Annotated in this window: 17 protein-coding genes; 9 read left to right on the forward strand and 8 right to left on the reverse strand. The window is 67.0% G+C overall.

What is annotated here, in order from left to right; translation table 11 throughout:
- Positions 1 to 658 precede the first annotated feature (658 nt).
- Positions 659 to 1,624, forward strand: coding sequence for a nuclear transport factor 2 family protein (locus ACFVYE_RS42185; protein WP_383972790.1), 966 nt, complete (start codon positions 659 to 661; stop codon positions 1,622 to 1,624).
- A gap of 75 nt (positions 1,625 to 1,699) precedes the next feature.
- Here the strand turns inward: ACFVYE_RS42185 and ACFVYE_RS42190 are convergent, their stop codons facing one another.
- The 6 genes from ACFVYE_RS42190 to ACFVYE_RS42215 all read right to left on the reverse strand — a co-directional run bounded on the left by ACFVYE_RS42190 (position 1,700) and on the right by ACFVYE_RS42215 (position 8,451).
- Entirely contained in the window at positions 1,700 to 2,962 is a 1,263-nt protein-coding gene (locus ACFVYE_RS42190; protein WP_383972788.1) for an MFS transporter, read from the reverse strand.
- A gap of 229 nt (positions 2,963 to 3,191) precedes the next feature.
- Complete coding sequence (locus tag ACFVYE_RS42195; protein WP_383972786.1) at positions 3,192 to 4,610, reverse strand: MmgE/PrpD family protein; 1,419 nt, start codon at positions 4,608 to 4,610, stop codon at positions 3,192 to 3,194.
- A complete protein-coding gene (locus ACFVYE_RS42200) occupies positions 4,607 to 5,437 on the reverse strand; it encodes an HpcH/HpaI aldolase/citrate lyase family protein (RefSeq protein ID WP_383972784.1) in 831 nt (276 codons plus the stop codon). Before ACFVYE_RS42200 ends, ACFVYE_RS42195 begins: the two co-directional genes overlap by 4 nt.
- A 95-nt stretch (positions 5,438 to 5,532) precedes the next feature.
- Positions 5,533 to 6,717: a cytochrome P450 gene (locus ACFVYE_RS42205; RefSeq protein ID WP_389608734.1), complete on the reverse strand. Its 1,185-nt coding sequence runs from the start codon at positions 6,715 to 6,717 to the stop codon at positions 5,533 to 5,535.
- A 7-nt stretch (positions 6,718 to 6,724) separates the two neighbouring features.
- A complete protein-coding gene (locus tag ACFVYE_RS42210; protein ID WP_383972779.1) occupies positions 6,725 to 7,555 on the reverse strand; it encodes a cyclase family protein in 831 nt (276 codons plus the stop codon).
- A complete protein-coding gene (locus ACFVYE_RS42215) occupies positions 7,552 to 8,451 on the reverse strand; it encodes an HpcH/HpaI aldolase/citrate lyase family protein (protein ID WP_389608743.1) in 900 nt (299 codons plus the stop codon). The genes ACFVYE_RS42210 and ACFVYE_RS42215 overlap by 4 nt, the downstream gene beginning before the upstream one ends.
- Positions 8,452 to 8,697: 246 nt before the next feature.
- Between ACFVYE_RS42215 and ACFVYE_RS42220 the strand changes: the two genes are divergently transcribed.
- Positions 8,698 to 9,456: a class I SAM-dependent methyltransferase gene (locus ACFVYE_RS42220; RefSeq protein WP_383972777.1), complete on the forward strand. Its 759-nt coding sequence runs from the start codon at positions 8,698 to 8,700 to the stop codon at positions 9,454 to 9,456.
- Between the two features lie 135 nt (positions 9,457 to 9,591).
- Here the strand turns inward: ACFVYE_RS42220 and ACFVYE_RS42225 are convergent, their stop codons facing one another.
- Positions 9,592 to 10,818, reverse strand: a complete 1,227-nt coding sequence (locus ACFVYE_RS42225) for a cytochrome P450 (RefSeq protein WP_383974441.1) — start codon at positions 10,816 to 10,818, stop codon at positions 9,592 to 9,594.
- Between the two features lie 301 nt (positions 10,819 to 11,119).
- Here ACFVYE_RS42225 and ACFVYE_RS42230 point away from each other — a divergent pair, with 301 nt between their 5' ends.
- From ACFVYE_RS42230 to ACFVYE_RS42245, 4 genes are read left to right on the forward strand one after another with little or no spacing between them, the layout of a single operon-like run.
- Positions 11,120 to 12,325 carry a cytochrome P450 gene (locus tag ACFVYE_RS42230; RefSeq protein WP_389608735.1) on the forward strand — a complete coding sequence of 402 codons (1,206 nt, stop codon included), beginning with the start codon at positions 11,120 to 11,122 and terminating at the stop codon, positions 12,323 to 12,325.
- Positions 12,326 to 12,348: 23 nt separating this feature from the next.
- Positions 12,349 to 12,543: a ferredoxin gene (locus tag ACFVYE_RS42235; RefSeq protein WP_389608736.1), complete on the forward strand. Its 195-nt coding sequence runs from the start codon at positions 12,349 to 12,351 to the stop codon at positions 12,541 to 12,543.
- A gap of 4 nt (positions 12,544 to 12,547) precedes the next feature.
- Positions 12,548 to 13,426 (forward strand): aminoglycoside phosphotransferase, encoded by an 879-nt coding sequence (locus ACFVYE_RS42240; protein ID WP_389608737.1) that lies wholly within the window; start codon positions 12,548 to 12,550, stop codon positions 13,424 to 13,426.
- Positions 13,423 to 14,469 (forward strand): aldo/keto reductase, encoded by a 1,047-nt coding sequence (locus ACFVYE_RS42245; protein ID WP_389608738.1) that lies wholly within the window; start codon positions 13,423 to 13,425, stop codon positions 14,467 to 14,469. The genes ACFVYE_RS42240 and ACFVYE_RS42245 overlap by 4 nt, the downstream gene beginning before the upstream one ends.
- A gap of 55 nt (positions 14,470 to 14,524) precedes the next feature.
- On the opposite strand, the gene ACFVYE_RS42250 is transcribed toward ACFVYE_RS42245, so the two are convergent.
- The gene (locus ACFVYE_RS42250) at positions 14,525 to 15,370 is read right to left on the reverse strand and encodes a methyltransferase domain-containing protein (RefSeq protein WP_389608739.1); all 846 of its coding nucleotides are present in this window, start codon (positions 15,368 to 15,370) and stop codon (positions 14,525 to 14,527) included.
- 188 nt (positions 15,371 to 15,558) lie between these two features.
- On the opposite strand from ACFVYE_RS42250, the gene ACFVYE_RS42255 reads away from it, so the two are divergent.
- The 3 genes from ACFVYE_RS42255 to ACFVYE_RS42265 are packed head-to-tail and all read left to right on the forward strand — an operon-like array spanning position 15,559 to position 19,079.
- Positions 15,559 to 16,827: a cytochrome P450 gene (locus ACFVYE_RS42255; RefSeq protein ID WP_383974458.1), complete on the forward strand. Its 1,269-nt coding sequence runs from the start codon at positions 15,559 to 15,561 to the stop codon at positions 16,825 to 16,827.
- A 30-nt stretch (positions 16,828 to 16,857) separates the two neighbouring features.
- The gene (locus ACFVYE_RS42260; protein WP_383974461.1) at positions 16,858 to 18,123 is read left to right on the forward strand and encodes an LLM class flavin-dependent oxidoreductase; all 1,266 of its coding nucleotides are present in this window, start codon (positions 16,858 to 16,860) and stop codon (positions 18,121 to 18,123) included.
- Positions 18,120 to 19,079, forward strand: a complete 960-nt coding sequence (locus ACFVYE_RS42265) for an LLM class flavin-dependent oxidoreductase (RefSeq protein WP_389608740.1) — start codon at positions 18,120 to 18,122, stop codon at positions 19,077 to 19,079. Before ACFVYE_RS42260 ends, ACFVYE_RS42265 begins: the two co-directional genes overlap by 4 nt.
- Positions 19,080 to 19,188 lie beyond the last annotated feature (109 nt).

A 19,188-nucleotide genomic window follows, 5' to 3' on the forward strand; every position in this document is an offset into this window, starting at 1 on the left:
GATCCTTCTCCGTGTTTCGGCGCGGACCAGCCTCTCCCGTCCTCATCGAAACCGGTCCGAGCCAAGAAATTCCAACTCAAGGCCCAGGGCGACTTGGCTATTCCGCTGATCCCGTAATGAATCGCCCGCTGACCGGCGGACAGCTTTTGCTGTGGGTTCGCGCGGCCCTTGCGTCGTGGACGGCGCGGTCAAGGCAAATGAGGACCACAGCGGTCGGCTGGACGGAGCGGCGGGATCCGCGCGTTCATCCCGTGCCTCTTGTACTTGCCTGAGTGATGGAGCCGGCCGGCTGCGATCCGGCCGATGAGCGGCGGGGCACCAGGCCGTCACCGTCATCCGGTCGGCATCGACCACTGGCGCGCCCTTCGGAAGCGGCGACGAGGACAAGCGGTCCGGGGCGAAGCATCCGGTCGGCTTGGAGGTCCGCTGAGGAACCGGCTTTGCCCTGTGAGGGCGCAGTGCTCAGGATCCTGTGGACCGCTTCTGGGTGAATTGCTCCTTCCGGTCAAAACGCCGACTAGTCTTCGATGCACCCAACTTGGCGGGATCACGATGGGGGACGGGGGGAGCCGTCAAGTTTCTCCATGCCTTCATTCGGGCCGGATCCCACGACATGCGTTCCACCCGTTGCTTCACTGCACAGTTTGGACAACACGTCATGATCAGCAGAAACGCGCTCGCTCGTAAGACTGTCACCGCTGCCCTCGCCGTGGTGAGCGTCGTGACCATGGCTGGATTCGCTCCCGCTTCCGCCGCCACCAGCCAGGCTGCCGGCGGGCTGATATCCGTCGGCTCCCAGCACACGAGCCTGGCCACCCTGGAGAACAACAAGAGAGTCGCGGTCCGTGTTCTCACCCAGCTCTTCGAAGAAGGCAACCTCACGGTCGCGGACCGGCACGTCCGCGCGAACCTGATCCAGCACAGCCCCGTCATCGCCGACGGCCGGGCAGGTCTCAAGAACTTCGTCCGGGAGTCACGCCAGCTCTACCCCGACCAGACGTACACCGTCACCCGGGTGATCGCACAGGGCAACCTGGTCCTGGTGCACGCCAACCCCATCCATGAGCCCGGCACTCGCGGCACGGCAGTGATGACCATCCTCCGGTTCGATGAGACGGGAGCGATCGCCGAGTACTGGGACACCGTCCAGGACGTGCCGGCCACCACGGTCAACGGCAATGACATGTTCGGCACCGTCAGCAACCCGGCCACGAACCAGCCGAGCGGTCCCTGCCAGCAGACAGCCTTCAGCCAGGAGGTCGTCACCAACTACTTCAACGACCTGCTCGTCGACCAGAATCCCGAAGCCGTCGGATACCTGACGCCGGAGTTCTACCAGCACAACCCGGCCTCGCCGAGCGGTACAGCCGGGCTGCGCGAGCAATTCGCGCAGTTCTTCGAAATGTTCCCGAACACCATCGCGGAACTGGAGAGCGTCATCGCGGAGAAGGACTACGTCGCCGTCCACTTCCGCTACCGCCTCACCCCGGAGGAGCGCGGCCAGTCCATCATGGGCATCTTCCGCGTCACCAAGCAGACCAGCGGAGAGTACAAGATCATCGAGCACTGGGACGTCCACCAGGACATCCCCGTTGCCTCCGCCAATGGCAACACCATGTTCTGACCCCACCCGGGGCTCCCGCCACAGATCAACCGTGGCCCGTCACGGACCGGTTGACGGGCCACGGCTCTGTGGTCGCTAGGACCGGTGTGTCAGACCATCCACATGAGGGTCCTGCTCGCGGTTGTCCACCTGTTCCGGAACCACCCTGCGCGGAAGCAGCAGCGGACTGGCGAGGATGACCAGACCGATGACCGCCAGGGCGGTGCGTGAGCCTGTGACCGTTGCGAGCAGCCCCCCGAGCGCGGTGAAGACTGCGATTCCCGCCTGCTGAGCGATCGCCCACGCCGAGATGGTCCGGGCGACACGTTCATTGGGAGTGTGCTCAAGCCGATAGGTGGCGACCACCGGGGTGTACAGACTCATGCTGATGATGATCGCCAACTCGACCGCTATGACGGTCACAAGGCCGACGACACCGGGGCTGATGAAGGCGAGTCCGACCAGCCAGATCACGCGCAGCGTCCCCGCGGTGCGCAGCACGCGGTACTGGCCGAAACGGGCGACGACACCAGGGGCCAGTCGGGAGCCGATGAGGCCACCGACGCAAGGGGCGGCGAAAGCGAGCCCGTACTGCCAGGGTGAGAACCCGAGGTCGCGCAGCAGAAGGACGGCCAGCAGAGGCTCGGTGGCCATGACGAGGCCCGCGACGATCATGTTGTTGAGGCAGAGTGCCCGCAACCCGGGATGACCCATGATGTGGCGCCAACCGTCGAGCAGGTCGTTGGCCCGCAGTCGCCTCTTCCCAGTACTGGGCCGAACCTCCTCCCGATCCCGGATGGCGGCGAGACAGAGTACGGAGAGCAGGTAGCTCAGTGCGTCGGCCATGATGGTGACAACCGGTCCGAAGAAGCCAATCGCCGCTCCGCCGAGCGGTGGCCCGATGGCGATGGAGCTCCAGTTCGTGGACTCGAACCGCGTGTTGGCCAAGAGGAGATCGTCCGGCCGGACGATGGACTGGAGATAGGCGCCGCTCGCCGCGTTGAAAGCGATCTTGGTCGCGGCGATCAAGGCCGAGACGACGAGCAACTGGGCGAAGCTGAGCCAGCCGAGGGCATAGAAGATCGGCACGGTGGTGATGACGGCGAATCGGGTCACGTCCATCGCGATCATGACGGGCTGCTTGCGGCGAAACTCCACCCAGGGTGCGAGGGGGACCGCGATCAGGGCGCCCACAGTCGGACCCACCGCGGACAGCATGGAAACTTGCCACTCGCTGGCGTTCAACGTCAGTACGGCGATCAGCGGTAGCGCGCCGAAACTCAGGCCGGACCCATAGGCGCTCACCGCGTATGCCGCCCACAACCAGCCGAATCGCCGGCCCAGGGGTCGTCTCGCCATGAAGCCCAAACCTCTCCCTCGCCGCGGATGTTCGGGCATCTAAGCAAGGGCGTGGAGGGGGGAGCAAACAACTGATCCGGCTGTGAGCGACAACCATTTGTTGGGCCGGCACGGTCCGACACATTTGCTCTTCGGTTCTCGGGCCCGACCCGTGGACTCGTCCGGCAGAGAGGCGGCGCGGAACGGTCGCTGCCTCCTCGGCATCACGGTCTGTGACTCCTTCCCCTCATCATGACGGGGAGGAGTCACCGCGTAGAGCTTCGGTCAATGGGGTGAGGTCTGACGTGAACGGCAGTGCCTTCGTCAAGTCAGCAATACGTTCGGTCTGTTCTGCGGAAAGGGTTCGTTCGGCGTTGATACGGAACTTGGTGGTCAGCTCCGCGGGCGTGAGGGGGTTCTCGGGGCCGCCGCGGTTCACATCCACTCGCTCGACCCGCTTGGTGCCATCGCACATCTCAGCGGTCAACACCGCGGGGAACTGGTGAGGAAAGATGCTGGTGCAACGGTCATCCTCGATCACTCGAACCTTCGCGGCCAGGGCCAGTCGGCTCGCCGACCGCACGGAGGCGTCGGTGAAGTCCGCATGGCCGACGCCGAGGCCGCCTCCGCCCAGCAGAGCTGCAGCGATCGTGAAGGGACCACTGAACGCCCCGTGATATCCGGACTGCGGCCGGATTTTCGCCGCGTGTGGTTCCCCGATCGTGTGCACGACCGGGGCCGGCACCCCGAGCGTCAGGGCTCTGACCGAGTCCGGGTCGATGCCGGCTGCGCGCAGCCTCAGGCCGGCGTCTATGCCCGCATGGGTGAAGTGGTTGCACGGATACGGCTTGATGAACAGGCGCCTTGCCTCCCAACGGGTCCCCAGGCCGTCGGTCAGTTGAGCGGCGTCGGCCCGATCGCCACAGAACGCGGCGAGGAATCCGAACCTTCCTTCCAAGGCGGTCTCTGGCCCGGTGAGTCCGTGCCGGGCGAGATCCGCGGCGACGACTCCCGCGTGCGCAGCCCAACCGCAGTGCATGCGCTTGACGGTACCGCCGGTGCGGTTGGCCTCAATGATCCCGGAGCCCATGCTGCAGGCGATGCCGATGACCGAGGTCAGTTGCTCCTCGCCGAGCCCGTACAGCATTCCGGCGGCGACGGCCGCGCCGACAGTGCCGCAGATCGCGGTGGCGTGCAGACCACGGTCGAAGAAGATCGAGTTATTCGCTTTCGGTTCGTACCCGGCAAGGCCGAGTCGACAGGTGACCTCGATGCCGATCATGGCGGCGTCGAGGAGCGCGGGGCCGGACGCGCCCACGGTTTCGGCGACAGCGAGCACGGCAGGAACCACCGATGCCGAGGGGTGGAGCACGGAGGGCAGGTGGGTGTCATCGAAGTCCATGCTGTGCGCCAGCGTGCCGTTGACCAGAGCGGCCGCCGGGGCCGGCAGTCTTTTGCCGGCCGCTATTGCCGTGGCCTGCGGTGCGCCGCCCCAGGACACGGTCATGGCGGATACCGCTGCGGCGACGTCGGTCGGTACGGCAGCGAGACTGTTGCCGATGAGATCCAGTACCCGTCCAGCCATCTCCTCGCGGAACTCATGGGGCAGCCCGGTGCGGGAGACGGAATGGGCCAGCTGCGCCAGTCGGCGCGCGGGCGTGTGGGTCATGTTCCGGCCTCTCTGCGGTTGAGCGCGTCGGCGAGATCGACCAGCCATCGTGCGTTGGCCAGGAGCGCGGCGTCCACGAACCGGCCTTGATCGTCGAGCCATGCGGCGGCGTCACGTCCCGCTTGGCCGTCGAGTCGTGCTCGCGCCGCAGCTACCTCGTCCGGGTCCGGGGTGAAGATCCGGTTGACCACGCCCACCTGCTTGGGGTGCAGCACCGATCGGCCGAAGAAGCCGCGCCTGCCGGCCGCCAGGGTGTCGGCGCTGAGGCCTGCCACGTCGGCCACGTCGGTCCAGGCGGAGAGCGGAGGGCTGGGCAGACCGGCCGCGCGGGCGGCGTTGACCAGGCGTTGCCGGGACCAGTCCAGGGCGCTGATCTCACTGAGCCGGGAATCCGCCATGAGGTCGGCCTCACCGAGAGACAGGAGGGCGACGCCGGGGTGAGCAGTGGCGATCCGGTACGCGTTCTCCACGCCCAGCGCCGACTCGATGAGCGCGTGTACGGCCAGGCCTGATTCGAGCGCCGCTCTGCGCACCATGTCAGGGTCTTCGGCTTTGGGAAGTCGCAGACCGGCCGCGGTGGTTCCTGCCAGGGCGGCGAGGTCGTCCTTGCCCCAGGGAGATTCCAGGGAGTTGATCCGAACCCAGATCGGCTTCGGCCAGTCCTGTGTCAGTGCGGCGGCCACGCGGTCGCGGGCGGTTCGCTTGGAGCCGGCGGGCACCGCGTCCTCGAGATCCAGCACGATGGCATCGGCCTGTCCTGCCATGGCTTTTCCGAGCAGATCAGGCCGGTCGGCGGGAACGTAGAGCCAGCTGCGGATCGGTTGCATGATCATCACTCCTCAGCACAGCGTCCGGGGCGCAACGGCTCTCGCCCGGCGTCCGGCACCGGCCCGGTCGGGAACCTCGCACGGGCTCCCGGTCATCAAGACGACTGTCCCTCGGAGCTGCCGAGTATCAGGTCCAGCCGGCGTGGTCCCCATACGTGCCCGGTCGACCACTTCACGGCGTCGCCCGGGGCGAGGGTGAACTCCGGTATCGCTCGGAGCCATTCCTCAAGAGCGATGCGCATCTCCATGCGGGCCATCGAGGATCCGATGCACCGATGGATGCCGACGCCGAAGGCCAGATGACGGTTCACCTCCCGTCCGATGTCGACTCTGCCGGCACCAGGAAACTCTTCTGTGTCCCGGTTGGCCGACGGTATTCCGAGCAGGACCGAGTCACCTTCGGCGAGCTGAGCACCATGGAATTCGGTGTCCCGGGTGACGACACGGGCGATCTGGACGGGGGAGAAGGCGCGCAGGAATTCCTCGACCGCGGTGGGGATCAGGCCGGGATCGGCCACGAGCCGCTTCCTGTCCTCGGGATGGCGGGCCAGGTGCCACAGGCTGCTGCCGAGGGCGCTCCAGGTGGTGTCGATGCCTGCGGTGATGATCAGCACCAGGGAGCCGATGAGCTCGGGACCGGTCAGGGGGCGGCCGTCGATCTCGGCGGACAGTACGCAGCTCACCAGGTCATCGCCGGGATCCCGGCGCCGCTGCTCGATGAGTTCGTCGAGGAACGGTTGCGTGAAGGCCATCGCGGCCTGGATCTCGTCCATCTCGTTGGCTTCCAGGAGAGCGCGCATGCGTTCGGCGAACTCGTCCTGGCGGTCGTCGTCGCAGCCGATCATCCGGGCCATGAAACGCGAAGGGATCTTCTTCGCGTACTCGGCGGCGGCGTCGCAGTGGTCCCGGCCCACCATGTGCGCCAGCAGTTCACGGGCGTGTTCGCGGACCGACGGTTCCAGCATTCTGATCTGTCGCGGGCTGAAGGCCGGCAACAGCGTTCGCCGGAACGGGGCGTGCCGGGGCGGGTCGAGGGTGATCGGCGGCCGTTCGGCCAGGTCGTCGCCGAAGGCGTTCTTGGGCACGCTGATGGAGACCGAGGAGAACAGTTCGGGGTTCTTGGCCACGTCGTCGACCGCTTGGTAGCTCGTCGCGATCCAGTAGCCGCCATGCTTCTCGCTGTGTACGACCGGGCAGCGGCCGCGGATGTCGTCGTAGACGGTGAAGGGGTCTTCTGCGGCGGGCGGGGAGAACAGGTCGAAGTCGTTGTCGGAGGGCATGTCTAGCTCACCTGCCTAGGAGTGCCAGTGGGCGAACGGGGGATCCGGTGCCGCCGACGATGGGCAGCGGCGCCAGTACGAAGCCGAATTCCGCCGCGCCACCACCGGCGATGTGGTCGAACCGCATGTTCTCCACGATGTGGACCCCGCCGTCGACGAGCATGATCCGGTGCACCGGCATTATGGTGTGGCCTCGTCCGGGCACGATCTGCTCGAAGGCGGTGGTGTCGGTGCCGGCCGCGCGTACGCCTTTGGCCACCAGCCAGTGCGCGGCGTCGGGCGTCACACCGGGCACGCCGGTGGTGAACCCCAGGTAGGTCTGCGGGTCGGTCCACCAGCGGCCCCAGCCGGTGTTGATCAGGCAGACCTCACCCGGGCCCGGTTCGACGTCGGCGCGCTTGGCAGCGGCGGTGAGCTCCTCTGCGGTGATGCCGTGGCCTGCGGGCAGGCAGTCCGTGTCGTGCAGCGCCGCGATGTCGAGGAAGGTTGCCCGGCAGACCATCGGCTCGACGCTGTGGATGCCGTGCACGGAGAAGACACCGCCGCGTTGGGCTTCGGCGCTGTCCCAGCCGCCGTGCAGACGGCCGTCCTGGGAGACGTGGGCGAGGGCGTCGATGTGTGTGCCGACATGGCCACCGGTGGTGATGATCTCGCTGGCCGATGATCCGCCGTCGGCGCGGACCACGTCGCCGTGCCGGCGCGCCAGTGCCATGCGGAACCCAGGATGGTTGGGTGAGCAGGGCATGCCGTTCTCGAGCGGTTGCGACAGATCGACGATTCTGAGGCCGCTGGTCAGTGCGGCGAGCAGGTGCTCGGTGGTGGCTGTGGGTTCGGTCATGGCATGTCCGGGAGGAGATCGAGCGCGCGGGCCAGGTCGAGTACACGTCGTGCGTTCGCGACGATCGGTGGTGCGATCAGCCGCTGGCGGTTCGACACGACGACCGAGGCGTCCTGCGCACCGGCGCGGTCGGCGGCCTCACAGATGTCGACGGCCTCGGCGATCTCGTCGGGCGCGGGCCGGTACACCTGGTGGATGATCGGCAGTTGGTCGGGGTGAATGGCCATGCGACCCAGGAAGCCGAGCTGTTTGCCGTGCGTGCAGCTCTCGCGCAGACCTTCGGGGTCGCGGACCTCGGCGTAGACGCTCTGGCACGGACTCGGCAGTCCCGCCGCGCGTGAGGCCATGATCACGCGGATGCGGGCGGCGTCCATCGTGCGGCCGTTCAGGTCACAGCCGATGTCCACCCGCAGGTCCGATTCGCCCAGCCCCAGCATCGTGACGGCCGGGGAGGCGGTGGCGAGTGGATGGGCCTTTTCCAGTGCGGCGGCGGATTCGATCAGGAGATGGATGCGGGCCGGGTGGCCGACTTCGGCGAGCAGCCCCAGTACATGGGACAGATCGCCGGCGCCGCTGACCTTCGGCAGTCGCAGTCCTTGCAGCGATGGCCCGGCGACCGCGCGTACGTCGTCAGTGCAGAGTCCGCTCGCCACGGCGTTGACCCGTACGAAGGTCGGCTTGGCAACGGTGCCCGCGACGATTTCGGACACCACCTCGCGGGCGTACTTCTTCTTCGAGTCCGGTACGCCGTCTTCGAGGTCGAGTACGACTGCGTCAGCGTCGGATGAATATGCACGTTCTATTCTCTTGGGTTGGTGCCCCGGAACGTAGAGGTAGCTCAGGAATAATGAGCGGGATTGCTTTGAGTGCCCTGTGGAATGATGTGTACCGGCGATTTTCGCTACACCCCCGAGGCGGATGCTGTAATGGCGCCCTGATTCTGTGGCTGAATGCCGACAGGCGTCGGATGATTTTTGCTCAAAATTCGCTCGGTGGGTAAGTGGACCTTCGTACAGGGTGAGAATTGTGTACCAAGGTTCACTTCACTCGAATCTTGCCCTTCGGTAGGGGTTGAGGGCGTAGCATCGAGTGAATCGACATGCGGACACGTGAAAAGCGTGATGTGGCGAACGGGATGTTTCATGAGTGATTCGGGCGAAGTGCAGCAAGGTACGTCTTTTGGGTCAAATGCGGCTGGTTATGCCGCTCATCGCCCCGACTATCCGCTGGAGGCCATCGAGTGGGCGCTCGAGCCGGTCGCGGGCCGGGGACAGTTGACGGTCCTTGACCTCGGAGCGGGCACCGGGCAGTTGACCAAGGGGCTGAGGGTCCTGGGGGCCAAGGCGATCGCCGTGGAGCCCGATGAGCGGATGCGGGCCGAACTGGTCCGTAGTCACCCCGGCACCGAGGTGTACGGGGGAGCGGCGGAGGACATCCCGCTTCCCGACGCGTCGGTCGACGCGGTGGTCGCCGGCAACGCTTTCCACTGGTTCGATCAGGAGCAGGCCTTCCCGGAGATCGCGAGGGTGCTGCGGCCCGGCGGAGTGTTCGCCGCGCTGTGGAATGACGACGACGAGCGCGCCGACCTGATCGCCGGGCTGGCGCGGATCCTCGGATGGGAGAACGCGGCGTCTCCCTCTGAGCGCGTGCGGCCGCACGCGCTGTTCAGCGACTTGAAGCACGCTGACTTCCGGCACGCACAGCGCTGCACCGCTGAGTCAATGGCGGCGAGGTTCGAGACCCTCTCTCCCATCCTCGCGCTGCCGGACGCGGAGCGTGCGGACCTCCTGGACCGCATCCACCGGTATCTGCGTGACCACCCCGCCACCGCGGGAGGCGAGTTCGACCTGCCGATCCGCACCTCGGTGACGCGGGCGGAGGTGCGTGTCCTGGGCGATTAGGGCCTGTCGGAGGATCATGGACGATCCCGCAACAGAGCGGACGCCCGGCGCCGGGCGTCCGCTCTGTCGCCGTCCAGCCGCCCGCCCGCGTGTTGAGTCCCAGCAGCGGCCCGTGCCGGGAATGACACGATGCCGCTACCAGCTCACCGGCAGGGCTTCGGGACCGCGCACGGACAGCCCTGTCTTCCACGGCACCTCATCGGCCGGCACGGCGAGACGCAGGGTGGGGAACCTTCGCAGGACCGAGCCGAGTACGATCTGCAGCTCCAGCCGTGCCAGGTGTGCGCCGAGGCAGTGATGTATCCCGTACCCGAAGGCCATGTGCGGGTTGTGCGCCCTGGTGAGGTCGAGTTCCTCCGAGTTGTCGAAGACCGCCTCGTCGCGATTGGCGGCCTGGCTGCTCACGATGACCGACTCGCCGGTCCGTACGGTGACATCGCCCACCCGGACGTCCTCGGTGGCGATCCTTGCGAATCCGCCACCGAGGCCGAGCGGGATGTAGCGCAGCAATTCCTCGATGGCACCGGGCACCAGATCCGGCCGTTGGTGCAGCAGCATCCAGTGCCGCGGCTCGGTGAGCAGCACGTAGAGAAAGTTGGCGATCTGGTTGGCCGTCGTCTGGTGACCTGCGATCAGTAGCGCGACACCCAGTTTGACCAATTCCTCCTCGCTCAGCCGGTCCTCGTTGTCGCGTGCGGCCACCAACGCGCCCAGGAGATCGTCGGTGGGCTGAGTTCGGCGCTCTTCCACCACCTCGGCAAGGTACGCCTCCAGTGCGGACAATGCCTCTTTGAACAGATGGATGGATTCGGGGGACACGGACAGCACGGCGTGGGAGAAGTCCTGGAAACGATGCTGGTCCTGCGGTGGCACACCGAGCATTTCGCAGATCACCGTGACGGGCAGCGGCAGCGCGAGATCCCGCACCAGATCCGCGACAGGGCCGGCCTTCTCGATGGCGGACAGCCGCTCATCGACTATTTGCTGCGCGCGCGGACGCAGCTGCTCGACCCGGCGGCTGGTGAACGCCTTGGCGACCAGCTTGCGCAGCCTGGTGTGGTCGGGCGGGTCCATGCTCGCGATCTCGTTGGCGCTCAATGGCTGCGGCATGATGCGCGGTACGTCCTCGCGATCGGCCGTGCCGGCGCGGCTGAACCTCGGATCGGTGAACACCAGCCTGGCGTCCTCGTAGCGGGTCACAAGCCAGCCCTGGCCCCCGAAGGGGAGCTGCACGCGCGAAACCGGCTCTTCTCTCCTCAACTGCGCGAAGAGCGGGTGCAGATCGAGACGTAAGGTCTCGCCGAACGGGTAGCGGCGCACCTCGGTTGCGGCGGCAGTCGGTTCGGGAGCTGTTTCACTCATATTCTCTCCGCTGTGTGACGTGGTCACCGTTTCCCGGTGGCCGTCGATCCGAAGGGGAATGGCGCAGTTCTCCAGGAGGTGATATGGCTGTGTCCGCGTCGGAGGAATATGCTTGTTCGACCGATTTTGGCGGATGGTCGGCCCGCAGCACCCTGTACCGCAATATGATTGTGCAACCCGACGGACCGGGTGTCTTTCTACGTGCAGTTCACTTCGCGGGTAAGTGAACCTTCGTACGAGAAATCTATTATGTACCAAGGTTCAATGTACGTATTTTCGCCGGCTCGGTAGAACTGGGGCCATGCCGACCTCGCTCGAGGAACAGTTCTATCCGATGGAACGGACGCCAGGGTGCCCGTTCGACCTGCCGCCGAAGCTCCGGGAAGTCTCTCGCACCGCCCCGGTGTCCCGCGTACGGATCTGGGACGGCAGCTCGCCCTGGCTGGTGACCGGGTACGCCGAAGCGCGGGCGGTGCTGACCGATCCAAGGGCCAGCTCCGACCAGAGCCTGCCGGGATATACATTCGCGGCGCCTCAGGCGAAGGCGTTCCACAGCCGTAACCGGTCCATGCCGACCGTTGACGACCCCGAGCACGCGTACCTGCGGCGCATGGTGACCGCGGACTTCTCCAATCGGAGAATGGAGAGCCTGCGTCCCGTGTTCCAGCGGACCGTCGATGAACTCATCGATGCGATGCTGGCCAACGGAAACGGCGCCGACCTCTTCGCCGACCTGGCCGTTCCGATGTCGTCCAAGGCCATCTGCGAAGTCCTGGGCGTCCACCACCGCGAGGGTGAGCGGTTTGCCGCGCTCGGCAGGATCATGGCGGTGCCCGGCTCACCGCCCGAGGTCCACGCCAAGGTCGTCGAGGACATGCGCGCGCTGCTGGGCTCTCTCGTGCAGCAGGCACACATTGACCCCGGTGACGGAGTGATCGGGCACCTGGTGCGCGCCGGCGAACTGCCCGATGAGGAGATCGTGGCCACGGCGCTGCTGCTGATGGCTGCCGGGCACGGCGCGACCGCGCACATGACCACGCTCGGGACCATGGCCCTGTTGACCCACCCCGATCAGCTCGCCCTGGTGAGGGAGTCACAGGATCCCGCGTTCATCGCAGGCGCCGTCGAGGAACTGCTGCGCTACCTCAGCGTCGCCCATCTGGGCCGGCGCCGGACGGCGAAGGAGGACCTGGAGGTCGGCGGTGTCCGCATCCGGGCGGGCGAAGGCATCATCGTCGCGACCGACACGGCGAACCACGATCCGCGGGCCTTCGACGGCGACCCCGATGTACTCGATCTGCACCGGGACGCGCGGCACCATCTCGCCTTCGGGTTCGGCGTTCACCAGTGCCTCGGTCAGCAACTTTCACGGGTACTGCTGCAGGTGATCTATGGCACGCTCTACCGGCGCATCCCGACACTCGAACTCGCGGTCGCGATGGACCAACTGCCGTACACCCTGGACCTGGCCATCTACGGGGTGAAGGCACTTCCGGTGAAGTGGTGACTATCGACGCGGGGAGAAGCTTCATGCGCATCCATCTGGACAGAGACAAATGTATCGGGTCCGGTCAGTGTGTTCTGGCCGCGCCCGAGTGGTTCGATCAGGACGACGACGGAATCGCCTTCGTGCTGGAGCACGACACGAGCGAAGACGACACCGACGAGGTGCAGCGGGCAGCCTTCACGTGCCCGGCGCTGGCCATCGCGCTGGACTCGGAATAGCGGCATGACAGGCGATCCCCTGGCCGCTGATCTGGCCCGGCTGTCACCCAGCGCCGTGTCACTGCGCGGCAGTTGGGATGAGATGCCCGCGACTGTCATCGCCGCTGTCGAGTCGCACACCGGTCCCGTCGAACGGGTGGAGCCGGCGCTGGACGGATACAGCAGCCACGTCGCGGCGACCGTGCGGACCAGCCGTGGACGCTTCTTCGTCAAAGGCCTGCGCACGGACCATCCGGCCGCGCTCGCCCAAGACTGTGAAGCAGCGGTCAACCCTTTCGTGGTCCCGCTCGGACCACGCGTTCTGTGGCGTGTCGTGACCGACGGCTGGGACGTCCTCGGCTTCGAGCATCTGGAAGGCCGCAGCGCCGAGTACCACGGCGGATCCCACGACCTGCAACGGGTGGCCGAGGCGATGACGGAACTCGGCGCGCTCCACGGCGGCCCTGTCCCCGTTCCCCGGGCAGAGCAACGGTGGGCCCAGCACCTGGACGATGCGGAGGCCGCCCGACTGCTGCACGGGGACAGCCTGCTGCACACCGACTGGCACCACACGAACATGCTCGTGACACCGACCGGCTCCGTGCGCCTGGTCGACTGGGCCACCGCCACGGTGGGCGCCGCGTGGATCGATCCGGCCTGCTGGGTCGTGTGGATGATCTACGCCCGGCACACGCCGCGGTCGGCGGAGCACTGGGCCGCTCGCGTCCTTGCCTGGCGGACCGCGGGAGACCACGAACTCGACGTATTCTCCGGAGTGTTGGCCAGGTACTGGCGGTACGTTGCAGAGCACCACCCGAACCGTATGACCGGCGAGCTTCGCGACGCCGCCGCCCACTGGGCGGCGTATCGGCGGTCCTTCAGGTCAGCGAGGACACACGCATGAAATACGTTCCTCTCGGCGCCAGCGGGCTGGGGACTTCGATCTACGCGCTGGGCACCGCGACATTCGGTGGCAGCACTGACGAGGCCGAGGCGATGAAGGTGCTGGACGCCTTCGTCGAAGCCGGCGGACTGCTGATCGACACCGCGGACGCCTATACCGACGGCAGGGCCGAGGCCATCATCGGCCGCTGGTTGCACAACCAGAGGGCTCATGTGCGCGAGCGGATGCTGTTGTCGACGAAAGGCGGCGGCTACACGACCACCGCGACCCTCAACCGGTGGGGCAACACCCGGCACAATCTGACCCGGGCGCTCGAGACGTCCCTGCGCCGCCTCGGCGTCGACTGCATCACGCTGTACCAGGCGCACACCTGGGATCCGCTGACGCCGCTCGAGGAAACCATGCGATTCCTCGACGACGCGGTACGCGCGGGCAAGGTCCGCTACGCCGGCCTGTCCAACTACACGGGCTGGCAGCTGCAGAAGAGCGTTGACCTCGCCGACACCAGGGCGCTGGCCAGACCGATCACGTATCAGGCGCAGTACAGCCTGCTGTGCCGGGAGATCGAGTGGGAGATCGTTGAGGCAGGCCGCGCCAACGGCCTGGGGCTGCTGGCCTGGTCGCCGTTGTCCGGCGGGCTGTTGAGCGGCAAGTACGCGCCCGACGCGACACCGTCAGGCCCTGCGAGGTTCGCCGACCGGGCCGAGCGCGGCAAGATGCACGACGCCTACGTCGACGCTCTGTACCGCGGGCACGCCACCCGGGAAGGAACCTGGCAGCTCCTGAAGATCCTCGGCGAAATCGCGGCGGCGAGGAACACCACGACTGCCGCTGTGGCGCTGGCCTGGGTGGCTGCGCGGCCGGGCGTGAGCGGTGTCGTCCTGGGGGTACGGAACTCCCGGCAGCTCACCGACAACCTCCAGGCGAGGTCGATCACGTTGTCGGACGACGAGATGGAGCGCCTCACCGAAGCGAGCGCGCCTAGGCCTGCGGGCTATCCGTACGGCAGCTTCGGCGCGATGCAGCGCAGTCGCGGTATCTGACAAGCGGGCGGGGGGCTCGGCCACAAGGAATGTGGCAGAGCCCCCCTGCTCGGCGTCAGGCGCGTCGTGCGGCAAGGAGGATGTAGCCGAATTCCGGGGTGTTGGAGAAATCACGGGTCGCCGTGATCATGGCGTCCACCTTCTCGGCGTTGCCGTTTTCCACCAACTGGTCGCGCACGGACTCCCACGCGTCTGCGAGCAGGGTTCCCGTGCGCGCAACGTTGTCGCTGATGTCGCGTACATCGATGTCGGTGAACCCGTGCGAGGACAACTGGTCGAGATAGTCGTCCAGAGTGGAGACGGAGTGCACTCCGAATGTGGTGCTGATGCGCTCCACGGCCTGCCGGGCCGTGTCGCTGAGGGGAGCCCGCAGTACGAAGTCCGCGATCGCCAGCCGGCCGCCCGGCCGCAGCACGCGTGCCGCTTCCGCCAGCGCACGGCCTCGGTCGGGTACGTGGAACAACGATTCCAAAGCCCAGGCGGCGTCGAAGGAGGCATCCGGGAAAGGCATCCGCATCGCGTCCGCGTGCCCGAACGTCGCACGGTCCACGAGGCCGTTCGCGGCGGCTCCGGCCCGCGCCTGGTCGACCTGGGATTCGCTGATCGTGATGCCGACCACCTTCACCGGATGAGCCCGGAGCAGGCGGGTCGCCGGCTTCCCGATCCCACAGCCGATGTCGAGCACACGCTGCCCGGGCCGGGGGGCCAGGCGCTCGATCATCAGATCCGTGAGCCTGTCCGTCGCCACGTCCGGGGGTGCGTCGTCGGTGGCGTCGTGCCAGTACCCGTTGTGCAGGTTGCCACCCCAGTGGTCCCGTATCTTTCCTGCCACGCGGACGGTTCCGCTGCCGTTGTAGAATTTCGCGACGTCTTCTTTCACGTCGGATGAGCCGACCTTCATGGCGTCACTTCCTCACAATAGGCAAGCGGATACCGCAGTCCCGGCGCAATTTACCCACCCGTGTGGAAGCACCAGAAGTGGACCTTCGTACACGCGCCCGCTGGTGTACGAAGGTCTCATTCATCTGCCGGTGTCGATCAGGTAGAACCGAACCAGGGTCCCGGCGTGCCGAATGAAGAGGATGGGTGATGTCCGAAGAATGGGCCGACACGGATTTTGATCACCACTCGGCGGAATACGCCGCGGACCCTTGGGCCGCGAACATCGCGATGAGTTCCCACGCTCCGGTGTCGTACAGCCGGAAGCACGGGGGCTTCTGGCTGATCGCCGGGTTCGAGCAGGTGTCGCGGATCGCGCACCAGCCCGAGCTGTTCTCCTCGGCGCACGAACTGCCGAACACGCCCGGCCGACCGCAAGGAACCGTCGTTCCCGCGTCGTCGTTCCGCGGCCTGCCACTCGAGATCGACCCACCCGAATACACGGAGTGGCGGAAGGCGCTCAACACCTTCTTCTCTCCGCCGGCGGCGCGGCTCCTGCGTCCGCGCATCGAGCAGTACACCACCTGGTGCATCGACAAGTTCATCGAGAGCGGCGAGATCGACCTGGTCCTGGACGTCTCGAACCCGGTGCCCGCGTTGATCACTCTGGAGCTGGTGGGTCTGCCGATGGACGACTGGCGTGTCTACGCCGATGTCCTGCACGCCCTGGTCTACACACACCCGGGGACACCCGAGTTCGACCGCGTCGAGGCCGACTTCGGCCGGCTGATCGAAGAAGTGCGCGCGATGATCCCGAAGCGCCGCGCACACCCGCAAGACGACTTCCTCAGTTTCCTGACGCAGGTCGAGATCGCCGGGAAGAACCTCTCCGACCAGGAAATCGTCGACGTCTGCGGTGCCGTCATCCCCGGCGGGGTCGACACCACGACCGCCCTGATCGCCTCGACCCTGGCCTACTTGGACCGCAACCAGGAGGCCCGGAGGCTGCTCATCGACTCGCCCGAGCGGATTCCCGGGGCATGCGACGAGTTCCTCCGCTACTTCACCCCCGTCATGGGGGCGGGCCGCACGGCGATGGCTGACACCACCGTGGACGGCTGCCCCGTCGGCAAGGGCGAGCGGCTCCTGCTGTCATGGGCCGCGGCCAACATGGACACCAAGATCTTCCCGCACCCGGAAACCATCGACCTGGACCGGGACGCCGGCAGACAGGCGGCGTTCGGTATCGGTATCCACCGGTGTATCGGGCGTCATATCGCCCGCATGGATTTCGAGGTCGTGGTCGGCCAGGTCCTGGCCCGGATGCCGGACTACCGCATCGTCGAAGGCGCGGCCGATCGATACCCCACGGTCGGCCAGATCCACGGCTACCTGCAGATGCCGGTGCGATTCACCCCCGGCGAGCGCATCGGATCGGAGTCGGCGAGCAACCCACTGCCGGCAGTCCTGTCGCAGTGATCCTGCCGTTCAACACCTGCGGGAGACAACATGGGACATCAGCCCAGAGTGCTGCGGCTGGGAGCAATCATCGACGGCCCGGGTGGCCACATCGCCGCCTGGCGGCACCCGCTGGCCCGAGCCGACGCGCAGCTCGACTTCGGCTTCCACTGCCGTAACGCGCGCACGCTGGAGCGTGGCGTGTTCGACTGCCTGTTCGTCCCCGACGTCGTGGCGCTGTGGGGCACTGACGTGGAACACCTGAGCCGGACCGCGCGCAACGAGCACTTCGAGCCCCTCGCGCTGCTGTCGGCGTTCGCCGTTGCCACCGACCACATCGGACTCGCGGCGACGGCGACCACCACCTACAACGATCCCTACGACATCGCCCGTAAGTTCGCCTCCCTCGACCACATCAGCGGCGGCCGCGCGGGCTGGAACGTGGTGACGTCGGCAGCGCCCTGGGAGTCGCGCAACTTCGGCTTCGACGAGCACATGGAACACGATCTGCGCTATGTCCGGGCGGACGAGTTCATCTCGGTGACGAACGCGCTGTGGACCCGGGGGCACGATCCGATCGACCACACAGGGCGTTTCTTCACCGTCCGCGGCCCGCTCGACGTGCCCTCCCCACCCCAGGGGCGTCCTGTGATCTTCCAGGCGGGTGCATCGCCGGTCGGCCGGGACTTCGCCGCACGCCACGGCGAGGTGCTCTTCACCCGGCACACGCGGTTGGCGGACGCGCAGGAGTTCTACGCCGATCTCAAGTCCCGCGCGGCCGCCTACGGCCGCGCCCCCGAGTCGATCCAGATCTGGGTGGGTCTGCAACCGATCGTCGCCGGTACCGAGGCAGCCGCCAGAGAACGGCTGCAGGAACTGCAGGAGCTGATGCCGGACATCGTGGCGCTGCGAGCCCTGCAGGATCAGCTCGGGGACGTCGACCTCACGGGCTATCCGCTGGACGGCCCTCTCCCTGACCTGCCGGTTTCCAACCATTCGCACAGCACCGCGCAACGCTGGATCGATCTGGCCAGACGGGAGAACCTGACCCTGCGCCAGCTCAGTCTGCGCACGGCCGGCGACATCGTCGCCGGCACCCCCGAGCAACTCGCCGATCACATGGAGACCATGTTCACCCAGGCGGCGGCGGACGGATTCATCGTCGACTTCCCCTACCTGCCGGGAGCACTGGACGACTTCGTCGACCAGGTCGTGCCCGAACTCCGCCGTCGAGGACTGGTGCGAACGGCCTACACCGACGGCACCCTCCGAGACAACCTCGGCCTGACCACCGCATCGCGGGTAGGAGCGAAATGACACTCCACCTGTTCACCACACTGACCACCGGCCCCGACACGAGCAGTGGCTTCACCCACCTGCGCGACCGGACCCGCGCCGCACAGGACAGCGGCCTCGACGCACTGATGCTCCCCGACCGGCAGTCCATCGGCCCCCACGGACCGGGCAGCCTCGAAGCCGGCACCCTCGCCGCGGCGCTCACCGTGGCCACCGAGGACATCGGACTCGTACTCACCGTCTCCACCGAGTACTTGGCGCCCTACCATGTCGCACGACTGCTCGCCACGATCGACCAGTTCGGCAGTGGCCGCGCAGGATGGGCGATCGCGCCGCCCGCAGAACAAGCGGACGCCGCCAACCACCACGGAGGACCGCCCGCCGACATCCCCTCCCAGCGTGCCCGGGCCGATGAGTTTGCTCTGGTCATGGCCGGACTCTGGGACAGCTTCCAGGACGACGCCTTCCCCCGGGACCAGGAATCGGGTGTGTACTTCGTGCCCGACCGACTGCACACTCTCGATCACCGAGGCGAGCACTTCACCGTGACCGGCCCCCTGAACATCGCTCGCCCTCCCCAGGGACATCCCGTCCTCGTACGCCACATCACCAGTGCGGAGGACGCCGCCTCTGCCGGAAGATCCGCCGACGTGGCGATCCTGCGGTCGGAGTCCGCCGACGACGTGGCGGACACGGCACGCGCACTGGAGGACGGGTGCCGGGCAGCGGGACGACAAAAGAACCATGTGCGGCTGCTCCTGGAACGCGAGGCCGACACCGCGGTGGACGACCTGCTCCACGAGGTCGAAGCCGGTCCGGCGGACGGGTTCGTCCTCCTCCCGTCCGTCGACGCAGGATACGAAACGGTGCTGCGGACGGCCCGCGCGGTACGGCAGAAGCATCCGCGAACATCGGGTCCCACACTGCGCTCCCGCCTGGGACTGCCCCGCCCAGCCGGCCGCTGGCCGGCGGCTTGACCGCCACCGGGGTGTGGCGGTCGCACGCCTGGCGCCGGTCCGGCGGATCACGGCCGGGGTCGCGGCGTCCGGCACGGCACCTCGCGGCGTTGCCGAAACGTCCGAACAG

The sequence above is a fragment of the Streptomyces sp. NPDC058239 genome (assembly GCF_042882185.1).
Taxonomy (GTDB): Bacteria; Actinomycetota; Actinomycetes; order Streptomycetales; family Streptomycetaceae; genus Streptomyces.

What these genes read in the sequence shown, in the direction of transcription:
- ACFVYE_RS42230 (WP_389608735.1), top strand. Translation starts at nt 11,120, where the DNA reads ATGCCGACCTCGCTCGAGGAACAGTTCTATCCGATGGAACGGACGCCA.
- ACFVYE_RS42235 (WP_389608736.1), top strand. Translation starts at nt 12,349, where the DNA reads ATGCGCATCCATCTGGACAGAGACAAATGTATCGGGTCCGGTCAGTGT.
- ACFVYE_RS42250 (WP_389608739.1), bottom strand. Translation starts at nt 15,370, where the DNA reads ATGAAGGTCGGCTCATCCGACGTGAAAGAAGACGTCGCGAAATTCTAC.
- ACFVYE_RS42190 (WP_383972788.1), bottom strand. Translation starts at nt 2,962, where the DNA reads ATGGCGAGACGACCCCTGGGCCGGCGATTCGGCTGGTTGTGGGCGGCA.
- ACFVYE_RS42205 (WP_389608734.1), bottom strand. Translation starts at nt 6,717, where the DNA reads ATGCCCTCCGACAACGACTTCGACCTGTTCTCCCCGCCCGCCGCAGAA.
- ACFVYE_RS42220 (WP_383972777.1), top strand. Translation starts at nt 8,698, where the DNA reads ATGAGTGATTCGGGCGAAGTGCAGCAAGGTACGTCTTTTGGGTCAAAT.
- ACFVYE_RS42210 (WP_383972779.1), bottom strand. Translation starts at nt 7,555, where the DNA reads ATGACCGAACCCACAGCCACCACCGAGCACCTGCTCGCCGCACTGACC.
- ACFVYE_RS42185 (WP_383972790.1), top strand. Translation starts at nt 659, where the DNA reads ATGATCAGCAGAAACGCGCTCGCTCGTAAGACTGTCACCGCTGCCCTC.
- ACFVYE_RS42225 (WP_383974441.1), bottom strand. Translation starts at nt 10,818, where the DNA reads ATGAGTGAAACAGCTCCCGAACCGACTGCCGCCGCAACCGAGGTGCGC.
- ACFVYE_RS42200 (WP_383972784.1), bottom strand. Translation starts at nt 5,437, where the DNA reads ATGCAACCGATCCGCAGCTGGCTCTACGTTCCCGCCGACCGGCCTGAT.
- ACFVYE_RS42260 (WP_383974461.1), top strand. Translation starts at nt 16,858, where the DNA reads ATGGGACATCAGCCCAGAGTGCTGCGGCTGGGAGCAATCATCGACGGC.
- ACFVYE_RS42195 (WP_383972786.1), bottom strand. Translation starts at nt 4,610, where the DNA reads ATGACCCACACGCCCGCGCGCCGACTGGCGCAGCTGGCCCATTCCGTC.
- ACFVYE_RS42245 (WP_389608738.1), top strand. Translation starts at nt 13,423, where the DNA reads ATGAAATACGTTCCTCTCGGCGCCAGCGGGCTGGGGACTTCGATCTAC.
- ACFVYE_RS42265 (WP_389608740.1), top strand. Translation starts at nt 18,120, where the DNA reads ATGACACTCCACCTGTTCACCACACTGACCACCGGCCCCGACACGAGC.
- ACFVYE_RS42255 (WP_383974458.1), top strand. Translation starts at nt 15,559, where the DNA reads ATGTCCGAAGAATGGGCCGACACGGATTTTGATCACCACTCGGCGGAA.
- ACFVYE_RS42240 (WP_389608737.1), top strand. Translation starts at nt 12,548, where the DNA reads ATGACAGGCGATCCCCTGGCCGCTGATCTGGCCCGGCTGTCACCCAGC.